Source organism: Pseudomonas sp. LBUM1656, from assembly GCF_059716065.1.
Genome location: NZ_CP166800.1, coordinates 1,409,704 through 1,423,440 on the forward strand (window position 1 = coordinate 1,409,704; position 13,737 = coordinate 1,423,440).

Consider the following 13,737-nt stretch of genomic DNA (forward strand, 5'->3'; position numbering starts at 1 on the left):
GCGGCCCAATACATTCGTAAAACAAAGCCCACGGCACGCCGTGGGCTTTATTGGCAGTCAGTCAGGCAACGCCTTACTGAGGCTTGGCTTCAGTTTTTGGTTTGCCGAAGTGCCACTCGTAAACCACAAATTTGAAGTCTTTCAGGTCGCCCTTGTCATCGAAGGCCAAGTCGCCGGTAGGCGTCTTGAAGGTGCCTGCGTGGATGGCAGCAGCCACTTTGGCAGTGTCTTCGGACTTGGCAGCCTTGATGCCGTCAGCAATCACGGTCACAGCCGAGTAGGCCGGGAACACGAACGGACCGCTCGGATCTTCTTTCTTCGCTTTGAACGCATCAGCCAGGGCGATGTTGGCCGGATCCTGGTCGAAGGATTTCGGCAGAGTCACCAGCAGGCCTTCGGAAGATTCTTTGGCGATCTGCGAAATGGAGTCGTTACCCACGCCTTCCGGACCCATGAACTTGGCTTTCAGGCCTTTTTCCTGTGCTTGACGCAGGATCAGACCCAGCTCCGGGTGGTAGCCGCCGTAGTAGACGAAGTCGACGTTGGCTTGCTTGAGCTTGGCGATGATCGAGGAGAAGTCCTTGTCGCCGGCGTTGATGCCTTCGAACACGGCAACCTTGACGTTTTTGCCTTCCAGGGTTTTCTTGACGGCGGTGGCGATGCCTTCACCGTATTGCTGTTTGTCGTGCAGAACAGCAACGATCTTCGGTTTTACGAAGTCGGCGATGTAGTTACCGGCGGCAGGGCCCTGGGCGCTGTCCAGACCGATGGTGCGGAACACCATTTTGTAACCACGGGCGGTGATGTCCGGGCTGGTGGCAGCCGGGGTGATCATGATCACGCCTTCGTCTTCGTAGATGTCCGAAGCCGGTTGAGTGGAGCTGGAGCACAGGTGACCGACCACGAACTTGACGCCGTCGTTGACGACTTTGTTCGCGACCGCTACCGCTTGTTTTGGATCACAGGCGTCATCGTATTCAACGGCGACCAGTTGCTTGCCGTCTACGCCGCCTTTGGCGTTGATCTGTTCAATGGCCATTTTGGCACCACTGAACTGCATGTCGCCGTATTGGGCTACAGGGCCGGTTTTAGGGCCGGCGATGCCGATCTTGATGGTGTCAGCTGCGAACGAATGGCTGGCAACCCCGGCCAGAACCATAGCGGCAAACAGTTTGGAAATCTGCTTAGTAGCCTTAGTCATAGTGCTCCACTCTTACTGTTGTAGTTTTTATAGTCCTGGCGCCGTAGCAGCAGAACCGGGTCAGATATCTTCGATATCCTCCGGAAAATGCCCCCGGCAACTGTACCGGTACAGTGTAGAGCGCCAATTGTTAGCCTGGGAAGCTGGCGCCGGGGGGCAAACCCTGAGGGTGTCGCTTTATTGAAAGAAAAAGACAGAATCGCGGCGGGATGTTAGCTGGCTAATTGCTTGATTCAGCTGCATTCCCTGGCTTTCCTGCTCTTTTCATTCGGTCACTCAATTGCATCCGGGTTTTTCTGCCAGACCACCGACGTTATCATTCGCGTCGATTTCTTTTCCGGACAGCGCCCATGAATCAAGAACCTAGCACCCTCTATGCCAAGCTGCTTGGTGAAACCGCATCTATTACGTGGAAAGAGTTAGAGCCCTTCTTCGCCAGGGGTGCCCTATTGTGGGTCGACCCCGGCCTGGATTTGATCGCCGCTGCGGAAGCGGTGGCTACGGATGAAGGTGAGAAAGTGGCTGCCTGGCTGGCCGCCGACAGGGTCGCCAAGCTCTCTGAAACACGGGCTCTGGATCTTTTTGAACGCGACCCGCAGCTGTGGGCCGTGGTGGTTTCGCCGTGGATTCTGATCCAGGAAAGGGCGACGAACTGACTGCCTGCACTTTATTGGTGCGCCTCTAGTGCGGCTAAAAGTGTGTAGGTGAGTAGCGTGATGGCACGTTGCCGTAGAGAAAGGCCACAGAAGGGTCTTGGCGAGGGTGACGTAAACGTAACGGGAACAGTTTATTGAGCAGCCTTCGGGCTGCTTAATTGTTTCTGAATGTTGGGATTTGTGCTGAATGTGAGGCCCTCTTCGCGAGCAAGCCCGCTCCCACATTCGACCGCATTCTTTCTGAATGAACGCGGTTAAATGTGGGAGCGGGCTTGCTCGCGAAGGCGGCGAAGCGGTGGCAAGTCAGACCGAGAAGGTCTTACCCGTGTGGTTATTCAACGAAATAACCTTGGTCTTGCCAATCCGGTGACGGTAGATCTCGCGCAGGTACTTGATCGCCTTCTTCACGCAATCACGCGACAAACGAATGTCGTTGATCGAGACAAACTTGTCTTTGTCGTTGATCAGCTCGCGGTACTTCTTCTCGTACATCGGTTTGATCGCGTACCAGTTGGTGTCGAGGATCTTCGCCGGGTTCTCGAACTCGTTGAGCAAGTCGTCGATCAGGTCTTCGTCGAAGTCCTCATTGATGATGAAGTCGAGGATCGAGTTATCCAGCGTGTCGTCGAAGCGGTACGGGTTTTTCGCGAAGCAGCGCTTGATGAACGCGACGATCAGCGTCAGGAAATCGTCCGACAGGCACGGGCTCTTGGCGATCAACGTGGTCAACGACAAGTTGGCCGAAGCACCGATCACCAGCGCATAACGCTTGAGCGTGGTGTTCGGGAACAGGCTGTTGAGGTGGGTCTTCAACCGGTTCAGGTCCATGTAGGACAGCTTGTAGTCTTTCGGCAGCGAGACAATCGACACCACCGACGAGCAATTCTTGAAGAAGTGCAGGTCGTGCAACGCGGCCGCGTCATAACCGGAATTCTTGTACTGCTCCAGCGAGGCGCGATAGCGCTTGGATTCGATAGGCAACAGGCTGATGCCTTCGATCGCCTGGGTCACCTTGTTGAAGTGCGGCAGGTCGATGGAGCGGAAGAACAGGTCGTCGATGTTCAGGCGCTGTGGCTCTTTCTCGAACACCTTGAACTTGTCGCTGCTCGGTGGCGGGGTTTCCGGCACCACGGATTCGGCGTAGGCAATCGCCACCGGGCCGGCCAGGCTCATGAACAGGTCGTTGGCGTCGAGGCGAATGGTTTCGCCGATGTCGATGCCGGCACGACGGAAATAGTTCTGGTCGTAGTCAGTCGTGACCGCCTGCGCCGTCAGAATGTTGAAGATCTGCTGCGAGATGTATTGGTTGGCGTGCTTTTCCATCGCGTTGACGTCGATGTTCTGGATGTTGCCGTCATCGCTTTCTTCGGCATAACGCATGATGTCGTTGGAGATCAGCATCATGGCGTTCCATGGGCGGATACGGCCCATGACGCTGGCTTCGCTGCTGTCTTCGTTGGCGAAGTTGTAGGAGAAGTCCCACTCTTCCGACAGGTATTTGCACAGCAGCCGACCGGCGTTGATGTGCAGCGCCTCGGACATTTCGCTGCGGTGATCGGAAATGTTCGGCAGCACGCAGATGCCGCTGGTGAAGATCGGCTCGAAGACGAAGGAGTGACCGCTCTTGCCGTCGTGTTCATCCATCGGCTTGGTGTCGAACGTCTTGTTCATGTACGAGTGCTGCTGGGCCAGGCCGAATTCCGAAGCCATGCCCGAACCGGTACCGCCGCCGGCGCTGAAGATCGAGAAATACAGGCGCGACTGGTTGGCCTTGATCCCGCAGCTGTCGATCAGGTACGAGTGAATCATCTTCCAGTCAGGGCTGGAGAAACGCTGGGTGTCCTTGTTCAGGATGATCTTGGCCAGGTACTGACCGAGGATCGGCGCGTTACCGGCGCCACCGGCGTGGACTTCCGACAAGTCCATGATCTTCATTTTGCTGTAGTCGCGCAGGAAGCCGCTTTTTTCGCCCTTGCGCGAGAAGCGGATGCGACCGGCGATGTCCTTGTCCAGGTCGCCGAGCATCACCAGCGGCTCGACCAGAAACACCGGTTTGGTGGCCTTGTTCGTCCCCAGGCGCAGGTTGTTGCGGATCCATTGCGCCGGGCTGTAACCCTTTTCGGCGTAGCGTTTGTCCGGCGACAGACGGTCTTCGTTGTTGAATTCGTTGAGGTAAAACTTGCGGGCGTTGTACACCAGCTCCGCGACGTCCAGCGCAATGTTGGAACCGCAACGTCCCAGGCCGATCAGGCACACCGAGGGGAATTCCTGGTCGTTGTGCTGTTCGTTGTCGCCTTCCAGGTGCGGTGGGCGCGGGAACACCATGTCGCGCAGGCCATCGAGGTTATCGAGGATGCGGTCGGTGTTGGTTTCGGTGAAATACAGGTATTGCTGACTGGCCAGCGGACGCGACGGGATCAATGGCTTCGACGATGAGGGGCTGTTCGCTGCGGGGCTCAGTGTCAGATCGGAAACCGTAGTGGCCGGATTATTTTTAGAAGTCATTGGGCGCCATGTACCTGGGCTGGTTAGTTCGGCGACACGGTGTCGTCGAACCTTCACGGATAGGATCTCGCGACTTTTTTTAGCGCGTATTTTGCCCAAGCGTCAGGGTTAAAGCCTGAGCATCGCTCGGGGGAATCCTTTCCTTAGTCATGATGAATCGGCCAATATTCGGCGATCTTTAATCAAAAGGAGGCTAAATGATGTCAACCCTACCTTCGTTGAGTTTTGCCGGAATCGGCCTGATGGGCTTGCCCATGTGCCGTCGTCTGTTGGCGGCGGGGTATCCGCTGACGGTCTGGAATCGCAATCCGGCCAGGTGTGCACCGCTGGTCGAAGCCGGCGCCCGGCAGGTGGCGACAGCGGCCGAGTTGGCTCAGCACGCCGACGTGGTGATGCTGTGCCTGGCGGACACGGCGGTGGTGCGCGAGGTGGTTTTCGGCCCGGCCGGGATTGCCGAGGGCGCTAAAAGTGACCAGTTGCTGGTGGACTTTTCCAGTCTGGAACCTGGCGCGACGCGGGAAATGGCCTCGGCGCTGGTCAGCCAATCCGGCATGCACTGGCTCGACGCGCCGGTGTCCGGCGGGGTCGTCGGTGCCGAGGCCGGCAGCCTGGCGATAATGGTGGGCGGCAACGCGGCAGACCTTGAGCGAGTCAGACCGGTGCTGCTGAATCTCGGTCAACGGGTGACTCACATGGGCGGAGTCGGCGCCGGGCAGGTGACCAAGGCCTGCAATCAGATGATCGTTGCCTGCAATGCGCTGGTGATTGCTGAAGTGGTGGCGCTGGCCGAGCGGTCCGGGGTCGACGCCAGCCTGATCGCCGAGGCGCTGGCGGGAGGGTTCGCTGATTCAAGACCCTTGCAGATCCTCGCCCCGCAAATGGCCGAGAGTCGTTTCGAACCGGTGAAGTGGCACGTGCGCACGCTACTCAAAGACCTCGACACCGCGGTGAAATTCTCCCGCGAACAGGGTTCGGCCACGCCGATCAGCGGATTGGCCGCACAACTGATGCGCCTGCATGGGGGGCAGGGCTTTTTGGAAAAGGATCCGTCGACGTTAGTGCAGTTGTACCGCACGCCAGGCTTAGAGAACTGACACTGCGTGAATGTTTGCGCTGATTGATTTCGTCCAGCACCGCCGGCAGCTCGGCCAGAGGCACCGGACGGCTGAACAGGTGGCCCTGAACCAGGTCGCAGCCCTGGCGTTCGAGAAATTCATATTGCTCGGTCGTTTCGACACCCTCGCTGATGACCTGTAAATGCAGGGTGTGGGCCATGATGATAATGGCGTGGACGATTTCCATGTCCTGGGTGGCCTTGGGGACGTCCTGAATGAACGAGCGGTCGATTTTCAGTGTGTTCAGCGGCAGGCGCTTGAGGTAGGCCAGGGATGAATAGCCGGTGCCGAAATCGTCGATCGACAGTGACACACCGAGGGAGCGGATCTGCTTCAGCAGTACCAGGGTGTTGGCGAGGTTGCCCATCAGGGCGTTTTCGGTGACTTCCAGTTCGAGGCGTTGGGGCGATACCCCTGCGATGCGCAGGGCGTTTTCGATTTCATCGGCCAGCTCTTCGCGGGCGAGGTTCAGCGGCGAGCAGTTCACGGCGATCTTGAGTTCGTCGCGCCCCTGGCGGGACAGTTCGGCTAGGTCCCCACAGGCCTTGAGCAATACCCAGTTGTCCAGTTCAGCGATCAGGCCGTTGGCCTCGGCAATGGCAATGAATCGATCCGGTGCCAGCAGACCGTGAACCGGGTGTTGCCAGCGAATCAGCGCTTCGAGTTTGGTGACCTGGCTGGTTTTCAGGTCGTAGATCGGTTGGTAATACAGGGTCAGTCCGTCGTCATTTTTCAGGGCGTGCCGTAGTTCTTCTTCGAGCTGCAACTCCAGCGAGGCGCGGGTTTTCATGTGCGGACTGAAAAAATGCAGCCCGTTGCGCCCGCTGCCCTTGGATTGATATAGCGCCAGGTCGGCGTTTTTCAGCAGCTCCTCGCAAGTTGTACCGTCCTGCGGAAACACGCTGATGCCGATGCTGGTGGTCATGACCATGCTGCGCCCGGCCAGCTCGATGGGGTCTTTCATTTTCAGCATGATGCGCTGGGCCATTTGCTGTGCTTCTTCACGGTCATGCAGGTCGATGAGGATGCAGAACTCGTCCCCGCCAAAGCGCGCCACCACATCGTCCTGGCTGCGTACCGAATCCTTGATGTGCCCGGCCAGGACCTTGAGCAATTCGTCGCCGGCGTCATGGCCCAGGCTGTCGTTGATCCGCTTGAAGTGGTCGATGTCGAGGAACATCACCGCCAGCATCCCGCCTTCGTTGGTCTTCTCGAGCAGTTTTTCGACGAAAATCTGGTTGAAGCCACGGCGGTTGATCAGGTTGGTCAGCGCGTCGTAGTGCGCCACTTGTTGCAGCGACATACGTGCCTGATCCAGTTGGCCGAGCAGCGTGTTGACCCGCTGCAGGTCGCCTTCCTTGTGTTGCAGTTTCTTGTCGGCCAGCGCCGCGCTGATGCTGCTGCCGATGATCAGCAACGTCATCATCGCCACCGTCAATCCCAGTTGCAGGTGGTTGTTGTCGCCGGGCAGCGGCTGGGCGCTATTGATGGGCAGCACCAGGCTGAGCGCTGCCATGCCGGTGAAATGCATGCTGACGATGCCGGCCCCGAGCACCAGGCTGGCGGTGTATTTGAGCAGTTGATGAGCCACACCGCTGCCTTCGCGCAGGTGACGGGAAATCAGCAGGGCGGCCAGGCTGGCGCCAATCGCGATCACGATGGAGAGGGCGAACAGGGCGGGGTCGTAATAAGCCGTCGCACTCGACTGCATGGCGGCCATGCCCACGTAGTGCATGGTCGCGATGCCGAGGCCGATCCACACCGCGGCCCGCAGGGTTTGCCAGAAACTCACATGAGGATGGCTGAGGGTATGCATCGCCAGCCACGAAGCTGTCAGTGCAAATAACAGTGAAATAAGGGTGATGGGCAGCTGGTAATTGATTTCGATCGGGGCCTGGAACGCCAGCATGCTGATGAAGTGCATGGCCCAGATACCGCCCGCCAGACACCCGGCACCGACCCAGCGCCAGAGTCGTTGGGATGCGGGTTTTTCGGCGTGGCCAACCCGTTCGGTAATGTCCAGCGTGGCGAAGCCGGTCGCACAGGCGACCACGTAAGCGAGCAACACCAGAAAAGGGTTGTGGACGCAATTGAGTATGACCTGGCCGGTCTCTGGCAGTTGGTTCGTAAAATATAAAGCAGGCCACTCCATCGGACGCCCCGTATTTATCCAGCCGACACCATGAACCCTGGCGAATGTGTTGGAGTATAGAGGTCATACAAAGAGTGCAAACGGTAGTGGCACATTGCTGCTGATGATTTTGAAATTACAGCGTCAGGAATCAGGCGATCTGCTCATAAGGGAACTCGAATTCCGGTTGTAGGGCCGGCAGGCCGAACGCTGCCCGTGCCGCATCGCAATCCACATTTGCCTCGCCATTGGCCCAGGAGGCGTCGAACTCCCGGCAGGTGCTGGAACGCTTGTCGTAAATCGAGCACTGCACCGTGCTGCCGACGTCGCCAACCAGCCCGATGCAGCGAGTGGGTTTGCAGTCCGTGCCCAGCATGGCCACCCGGCTGGGGCTGATGGGAGCGACCAGCTCGTCAGGCACCGTTCCCCCCGCCGAGGTGCATTCACCCCAGAAAAAAGACACGCGAAAATGAGAACAGCAGGCACCGCAATTCAGACACGGACTGGCTTCGGACATGGGCGATAATCAAAGAGGGATGGGGGATTGGTGGGGCAGGCAAGGCCGCTATTCTAGGCTTCGCCATTGACTTGGGAAGAGGGGCGCAAAGATATTTTTTTATGCGACCAATGGCGGTGAAAACACCGACCTTACCCACACCACAAATGCCTTGTGGGAGCGGGCTTGCTCGCGAAGTCGGCGGATCAGTCGCCCTCTATGTCGGATGTGCCGGCTTCTTCGCGAGCAACTCGGATCGCCGTACCGTCGCTCCCACAGGTGGGGTATTGCGTCATGGGTTGGTATCAGCATTACGAATAATTACAGACAGCTCCGGCGGGCCTGACTAGATTGGAGGTTCCGGGGACAGCGAGGCCCCAATAACAATAAAAGAGACGGACTCCATGCAGAACTCGACCCAAGCGGCGAATGCCTGGCGCATTCTGTTCCTGCTGTTCCTGGCCAACCTGTTCAATTTCTTCGATCGCACCATCCCGGCCATCATCATCGAACCGATTCGCATGGAATGGCACCTCAGCGACTTTCAGCTGGGCATCATCGGTACTGCATTCACCATCGTTTACGCCATTGCCGGCCTGCCCCTGGGGCGGATGGCCGATACCGGTTCGCGCAGCAAACTGATGGGCTGGGGCCTGGCGGCGTGGAGCGGCCTGACGGCGGTCAATGGGCTGGTGGGCAACTTTTGGGCGTTTCTGATCGTGCGCATGGGCGTCGGTATCGGCGAAGCCAGTTACGCGCCGGCCGCCAACTCGCTGATCGGCGACCTGTTCCCCGCTCACCGCCGCGCGCGGGCGATGGGCATTTTCATGCTCGGTCTGCCATTGGGCCTGTTGCTGGCCTTCTTCACTATTGGCGCGATGGTCAAGGCGTTCGACAGTTGGCGCGCGCCGTTCTTTATTGCGGCGGTACCTGGGCTGATCCTGGCGATCTTCATGTTCTACATCAAGGAGCCAAAACGCGGTGCTGCAGAGAGCGTGCAAGTCTCCCAGGAACGCATCGACCGGCCGATCCGTCGCGTGTTAGCGGTGCCGACCTTTCTGTGGCTGGTGATGGCGGGGCTGTGTTTCAACTTTGCCACCTATGCCTGCAACTCGTTTCTGGTGCCGATGCTGCAGCGTTACTTCCTGATGCCATTGCAGGAAGCAGCAGTGGCGACCGGGGTGATCGTCGGCGTGACCGGGTTGTTCGGGTTGACGCTCGGTGGCTGGGTCGCCGACAAGATTCACCAGCGGGTGGCCAATGGGCGGCTGCTGTTTGCCGCGTTCAGCCTGATCATCTCGTCGGTGTGTACCGCGTGGGCGTTGCATGCCGGACGGATCGAAATCGGCGTGTTCGTCGCGGTGTTCAGTGTGGGCTGGCTGTTCGCTTATAACTTCTATACCTGCGTTTACACGGCGATTCAGGACGTGGTCGAACCGCGCTTGCGGGCCACGGCGATGGCGCTGTTCTTTGCCGGGTTGTACTTGCTGGGCGGTGGCTTGGGGCCGGTGGTGGTGGGCGGTTTGTCCGATCACTTCGCACACACGGCGATGGCCGCGGCTGGCGCCGAGCAGATGACCGAGGCGTTCAAGGCGGTCGGCTTGCATGACGCGATGTATTTGATCCCGGTGGCGCTGTTTTTCACCATGGTGTTTCTGTTTTTGGCTTCGCGGTGTTTTGTGCGCGATGCCAAGCGGATGAAGGACGGGTTGGTGGCTGTCGTTGAGCCTGGGGTTTCTGTGGCGACTGCATAATCGCTATCGCCAGCAGGCTGGCTCCCACATTGGATCTACAGCGTTAACAAATCCCCTGTGGGAGCTAGCCTGCTAGCGATGCGGCCATCAGCATCACTGCATCAAATTTCAGGCAATAAAAAAGGCCCGCATCGCTGCGGGCCTTCTTGTTTTCAGCGGTGGAGCAGGGCGGTTAACCCGCCACCAGCACCCGAATCGCTTCCAGTCGCAGCGCAGCCTTGTCGAGCATGGCCAGGCCCTGTTCGCGTTGCTTGCGCAGGGCAACCAGTTCGCTGTCGCGCACGGTCGGGTTGACCGCTTGCAGTGCGGTCAGGCGCGCCAGCTCTTCGTCGGTATCCGCTGCCAGGCGACGCTTCGCTTCGGCAACCCGCTCGGCGTGACGCGGGAAGATTTTCTCTTCGCCGGCGTTGATCCGTGGCGTCAGTTGATCGCGCTGGGCCTGGATGAACTTGTTGGCGCTGGCACGGGGCACGCTTTCCAGTTGGTCGTTCAAGGTCTCGAACGACACCCGGGCCGACAAGTCATTGCCAGTGGTGTCGAGCAGGCAGCGCAGGGCGGCCGGCGGCAGGTAACGGCCCAGTTGCAGCGAGCGCGGCGCAACCACTTCGCTGACGTAGAGCAGTTCCAGCAACACGGTGCCCGGTTTCAGCGCCTTGTTCTTGATCAGCGCCACGGCGGTGTTACCCATCGATCCGGACAGCACCAGGTCCATGCCGCCCTGCACCATCGGGTGTTCCCAGGTGATGAACTGCATGTCTTCGCGAGACAGCGCCTGGTTACGGTCGTAAGTGATGGTCACGCCTTCGTCGTCGCCCAGCGGGAAGCTGGCGTCGAGCATTTTTTCGCTCGGCTTGAGGATCAGGGCGTTTTCCGAATGGTCTTCGCTGTCGATGCCGAAGGCGTCGAACAGGGTTTCCATGTAGATCGGCAGGGCGAACTGATCGTCTTGCTCAAGGATGTCCTCGACCAGCGCATCACCTTCGCCAGCGCCGCCGGAGTTGAGCTCCAGCAAGCGGTCACGGCCGGTGTGCAGCTCGGCTTCCAGGCGCTCACGCTCGGCGCGGGCTTCGTCGATCAGCGCTTGCCACTCGCCATCGTCGGCGTTTTCCAGCAGCGGCAGCAGGCGCGAGCCGAACTGATGCTGCAAGGCGTTGCCGGTCGGGCAGGTGTTGAGGAAGGCGTTCAGGGCTTCGTGGTACCACTGGAACAGCCGTTCTTGCGGGCTGGTTTCCAGGTAGGGCACGTGCAGCTCAATGATGTGCTTCTGGCCGATCCGGTCCAGACGACCGATCCGCTGTTCCAGCAGGTCCGGGTGCGACGGCAGATCGAACAGCACCAAGTGGTGCGAGAACTGGAAGTTGCGACCTTCACTGCCGATTTCCGAGCAGATCAGCACTTGCGCGCCAAATTCTTCGTCGGCGAAGTAGGCGGCGGCGCGGTCACGTTCAAGGATGTTCATGCCTTCGTGGAAGACCGTGGCCGGAATCCCGGAGCGCACGCGCAAGGCGTCTTCCAGGTCCATGGCGGTTTCGGCGTGGGCACAGATCACCAGCACTTTGGTGCGCTTGAGCATTTTCAGCTGATCGATCAGCCATTCGACGCGCGGGTCGAATTTCCACCAGCGTTCTTCTTCGTTGGCATCCGGCTGGGCCTGGAAGCTGACTTCCGGGTACAGCTCGGCGTGATCGCCCAACGGCAGTTCGAGGTATTCGTCCGGGCACGGCAGCGGGTACGGATGCAGTTTGCGCTCCGGGAAACCCTGCACGGCGGCGCGGGTGTTGCGGAACAGCACGCGGCCGGTGCCGTGACGGTCCAGCAGTTCGCGGACCAGGCGGGCGCTGGCTTCGGTGTCGCCATCGTTGACGGCGGTCAGCAAAGCTTCGCCTTCGTTGCCGAGGAAGCCGTGAATGGTCTTGTGTGCTTCAGGCGACAGGCGTCCTTTGTCCAGCAGCTCCTGAACGGCTTCGGCCACCGGGCGATAGTTTTCGCTCTCGGCGCGGAAGGCGTGCAGGTCATGGAAACGATTCGGGTCAAGCAGGCGCAGACGCGCGAAGTGGCTGTCCTGGCCCAGTTGTTCCGGGGTCGCGGTCAGCAGCAGCACGCCGGGAATGACTTCGGCCAGTTGCTCGACCAGCGTGTATTCAGGGCTGGCCTTCTCTTCGTGCCACACCAAATGGTGCGCTTCGTCGACCACCAGCAGGTCCCAACCGGCGGCGAACAGCGCGTCCTGGGCTTTCTCGTCATCCACCAGCCACTCAAGTGCAACCAGCGCGAGCTGGGTGTCTTCGAACGGGTTGGCGGCATCGCTTTCGATGAAGCGTTCTTCGTCGAACAGCGCGACTTGCAGGTTAAAGCGGCGGCGCATCTCGACCAGCCACTGGTGCTGCAGGTTCTCCGGCACCAGGATCAGCACGCGGTTGGCGCGGCCCGAAAGCAGTTGGCGATGGATCACCAGGCCGGCTTCGATGGTTTTGCCCAGGCCCACTTCGTCGGCCAGCAACACCCGCGGCGCAATGCGGTCGGCGACTTCACGGGCGATGTGCAACTGGTGCGCGATCGGTTGCGCACGCACGCCGCCCAGGCCCCAGAGTGAGGACTGCAGCTGGCGGCTGGTGTGTTCCAGGGTGTTGTAGCGCAGGGAGAACCAGGCCAGTGGGTCGATCTGCCCGGCGAACAAACGGTCGCTGGCCAGTCGGAACTGAATGAAGTTCGACAGCTGGGTTTCCGGCAGGGTGACCACTTCGTTTTGCGCGTTGAGGCCGTGGTAGACCAGCAGGCCATCGACGTCGTCGACTTCCTGGACGGTCAGTTTCCAGCCTTCGAAGTGAGTGATGGAGTCGCCCGGCGAGAACCGCACGCGGGTGAGGGGCGCATTCCGTAGCGCGTACTGGCGAGTCTCGCCAGTGGCCGGATAGAGCACGGTCAACAAGCGGCCGTCCTGTGCCAGAACGGTGCCTAAACCCAGCTCGGCTTCGCTGTCACTGATCCAGCGTTGCCCCGGTTGATACTGCTGCGCCATGCTGCCTGACTCCCACCTTGAAAAAGCGGGCTATCTTAACGGAATGAGGGCTTCAGGGCCAAAGGACTCTCATAAAAACTCGCAGTCTTACGTTAGCCCAGCGATGCGATGCTTGCCGGTCGGGGCACCAATCGGTGCCAAACCGGTCACAGTTTGCGACCGATGGCTCAAGTCGCCATCCCCGCAGCCGACAGCCTGCTGACAGGAGACTGATAATTATGCTGCCACCGATGCTCCCCCTGAGTGCCGTGCCGATCACGTCACAGCAGGACCCGATCCGCCAGCGCCCGGATATTCCGCCTGTCGTGCCGGTGCAGGAAAGTTCCAACGAAAGCACCATCGACCTGCAACAACGCGATCCCGAGGAAGCGGCTTTTCAGCTGCGCGAGGAACAGCGGCGCAAGCAGGAGCGGGAACGGCGTCGTCGCGAGGCTGATGAAGATCCGGAGGAGCATATGGCGATTCCCGGTACCGAATTGAATGCTGACAATACTGTGCCGGTCGCGCCATTGATGGAAGATCAGCCGCGCCAGGGGTTGTGGGTTGATATCCAGATTTGAGGTTGCGGCTGGTCAGCGCTGCTGCGAGACCGCATTATTGCTAAAACCCTGCCATACGATGTCCTGAGCACCATGAGCCAAGATGACAAGCTGATTGACCTTAACTCTGAACGCGCCAAGCGGGTTCATGACCTTAATGAAAAGCGTCTGAATGAAGTTCGCCAGGCGTTTGAGCAGGCGATGCCGTTGGGTAAAGCCAAGAAGAAACCGAAGAACAAGCCGAAAAAGCGCTGAAACACCCTGCATCGGTTGATGCAGGTCAGTTATTTCCCCTCCTTTACGCCCTGTCTCGGGCGACAT

Annotated in this window: 10 protein-coding genes; 5 read left to right on the plus strand and 5 right to left on the minus strand. The window is 59.4% G+C overall.

Going from position 1 to position 13,737, the window contains the following annotated elements; all coding sequences use genetic code 11:
• Positions 1 to 73: 73 nt before the first annotated feature.
• On the minus strand, positions 74 to 1,201 hold the full coding sequence (locus ACA072_RS06240; RefSeq protein WP_497623634.1) for a branched-chain amino acid ABC transporter substrate-binding protein: 1,128 nt from the start codon (positions 1,199 to 1,201) through the stop codon (positions 74 to 76).
• A gap of 350 nt (positions 1,202 to 1,551) precedes the next feature.
• On the opposite strand from ACA072_RS06240, the gene ACA072_RS06245 reads away from it, so the two are divergent.
• On the plus strand, positions 1,552 to 1,857 hold the full coding sequence (locus ACA072_RS06245; RefSeq protein ID WP_497623635.1) for a DUF2288 domain-containing protein: 306 nt from the start codon (positions 1,552 to 1,554) through the stop codon (positions 1,855 to 1,857).
• A 303-nt stretch (positions 1,858 to 2,160) separates the two neighbouring features.
• Here ACA072_RS06245 and ACA072_RS06250 read toward each other — a convergent pair whose 3' ends face one another.
• Positions 2,161 to 4,362, minus strand: a complete 2,202-nt coding sequence (locus ACA072_RS06250) for a hypothetical protein (protein WP_497623636.1) — start codon at positions 4,360 to 4,362, stop codon at positions 2,161 to 2,163.
• A 197-nt stretch (positions 4,363 to 4,559) separates the two neighbouring features.
• On the opposite strand from ACA072_RS06250, the gene ACA072_RS06255 reads away from it, so the two are divergent.
• Entirely contained in the window at positions 4,560 to 5,456 is an 897-nt protein-coding gene (locus ACA072_RS06255) for an NAD(P)-dependent oxidoreductase (RefSeq protein WP_497623637.1), read from the plus strand.
• On the opposite strand, the gene ACA072_RS06260 is transcribed toward ACA072_RS06255, so the two are convergent.
• Together ACA072_RS06260 and ACA072_RS06265 are read right to left on the minus strand one after the other, a co-directional pair.
• Positions 5,347 to 7,629 (minus strand): putative bifunctional diguanylate cyclase/phosphodiesterase, encoded by a 2,283-nt coding sequence (locus tag ACA072_RS06260; protein ID WP_497623638.1) that lies wholly within the window; start codon positions 7,627 to 7,629, stop codon positions 5,347 to 5,349. The genes ACA072_RS06255 and ACA072_RS06260 overlap by 110 nt on opposite strands.
• A 130-nt stretch (positions 7,630 to 7,759) precedes the next feature.
• Positions 7,760 to 8,125 (minus strand): YkgJ family cysteine cluster protein, encoded by a 366-nt coding sequence (locus tag ACA072_RS06265; protein WP_497623639.1) that lies wholly within the window; start codon positions 8,123 to 8,125, stop codon positions 7,760 to 7,762.
• 383 nt (positions 8,126 to 8,508) lie between these two features.
• On the opposite strand from ACA072_RS06265, the gene ACA072_RS06270 reads away from it, so the two are divergent.
• On the plus strand, positions 8,509 to 9,858 hold the full coding sequence (locus tag ACA072_RS06270; protein WP_497623640.1) for a spinster family MFS transporter: 1,350 nt from the start codon (positions 8,509 to 8,511) through the stop codon (positions 9,856 to 9,858).
• 172 nt (positions 9,859 to 10,030) lie between these two features.
• On the opposite strand, the gene rapA is transcribed toward ACA072_RS06270, so the two are convergent.
• Positions 10,031 to 12,877 (minus strand): RNA polymerase-associated protein RapA, encoded by a 2,847-nt coding sequence (gene rapA / locus ACA072_RS06275; protein WP_497623641.1) that lies wholly within the window; start codon positions 12,875 to 12,877, stop codon positions 10,031 to 10,033.
• A gap of 218 nt (positions 12,878 to 13,095) precedes the next feature.
• Here rapA and ACA072_RS06280 point away from each other — a divergent pair, with 218 nt between their 5' ends.
• Both ACA072_RS06280 and ACA072_RS06285 read left to right on the plus strand, forming a co-directional pair.
• Positions 13,096 to 13,437, plus strand: coding sequence for an aspartate-semialdehyde dehydrogenase (locus ACA072_RS06280; protein ID WP_497623642.1), 342 nt, complete (start codon positions 13,096 to 13,098; stop codon positions 13,435 to 13,437).
• A gap of 72 nt (positions 13,438 to 13,509) precedes the next feature.
• Positions 13,510 to 13,671: a hypothetical protein gene (locus ACA072_RS06285; RefSeq protein WP_007935839.1), complete on the plus strand. Its 162-nt coding sequence runs from the start codon at positions 13,510 to 13,512 to the stop codon at positions 13,669 to 13,671.
• Positions 13,672 to 13,737: the final 66 nt, after the last annotated feature.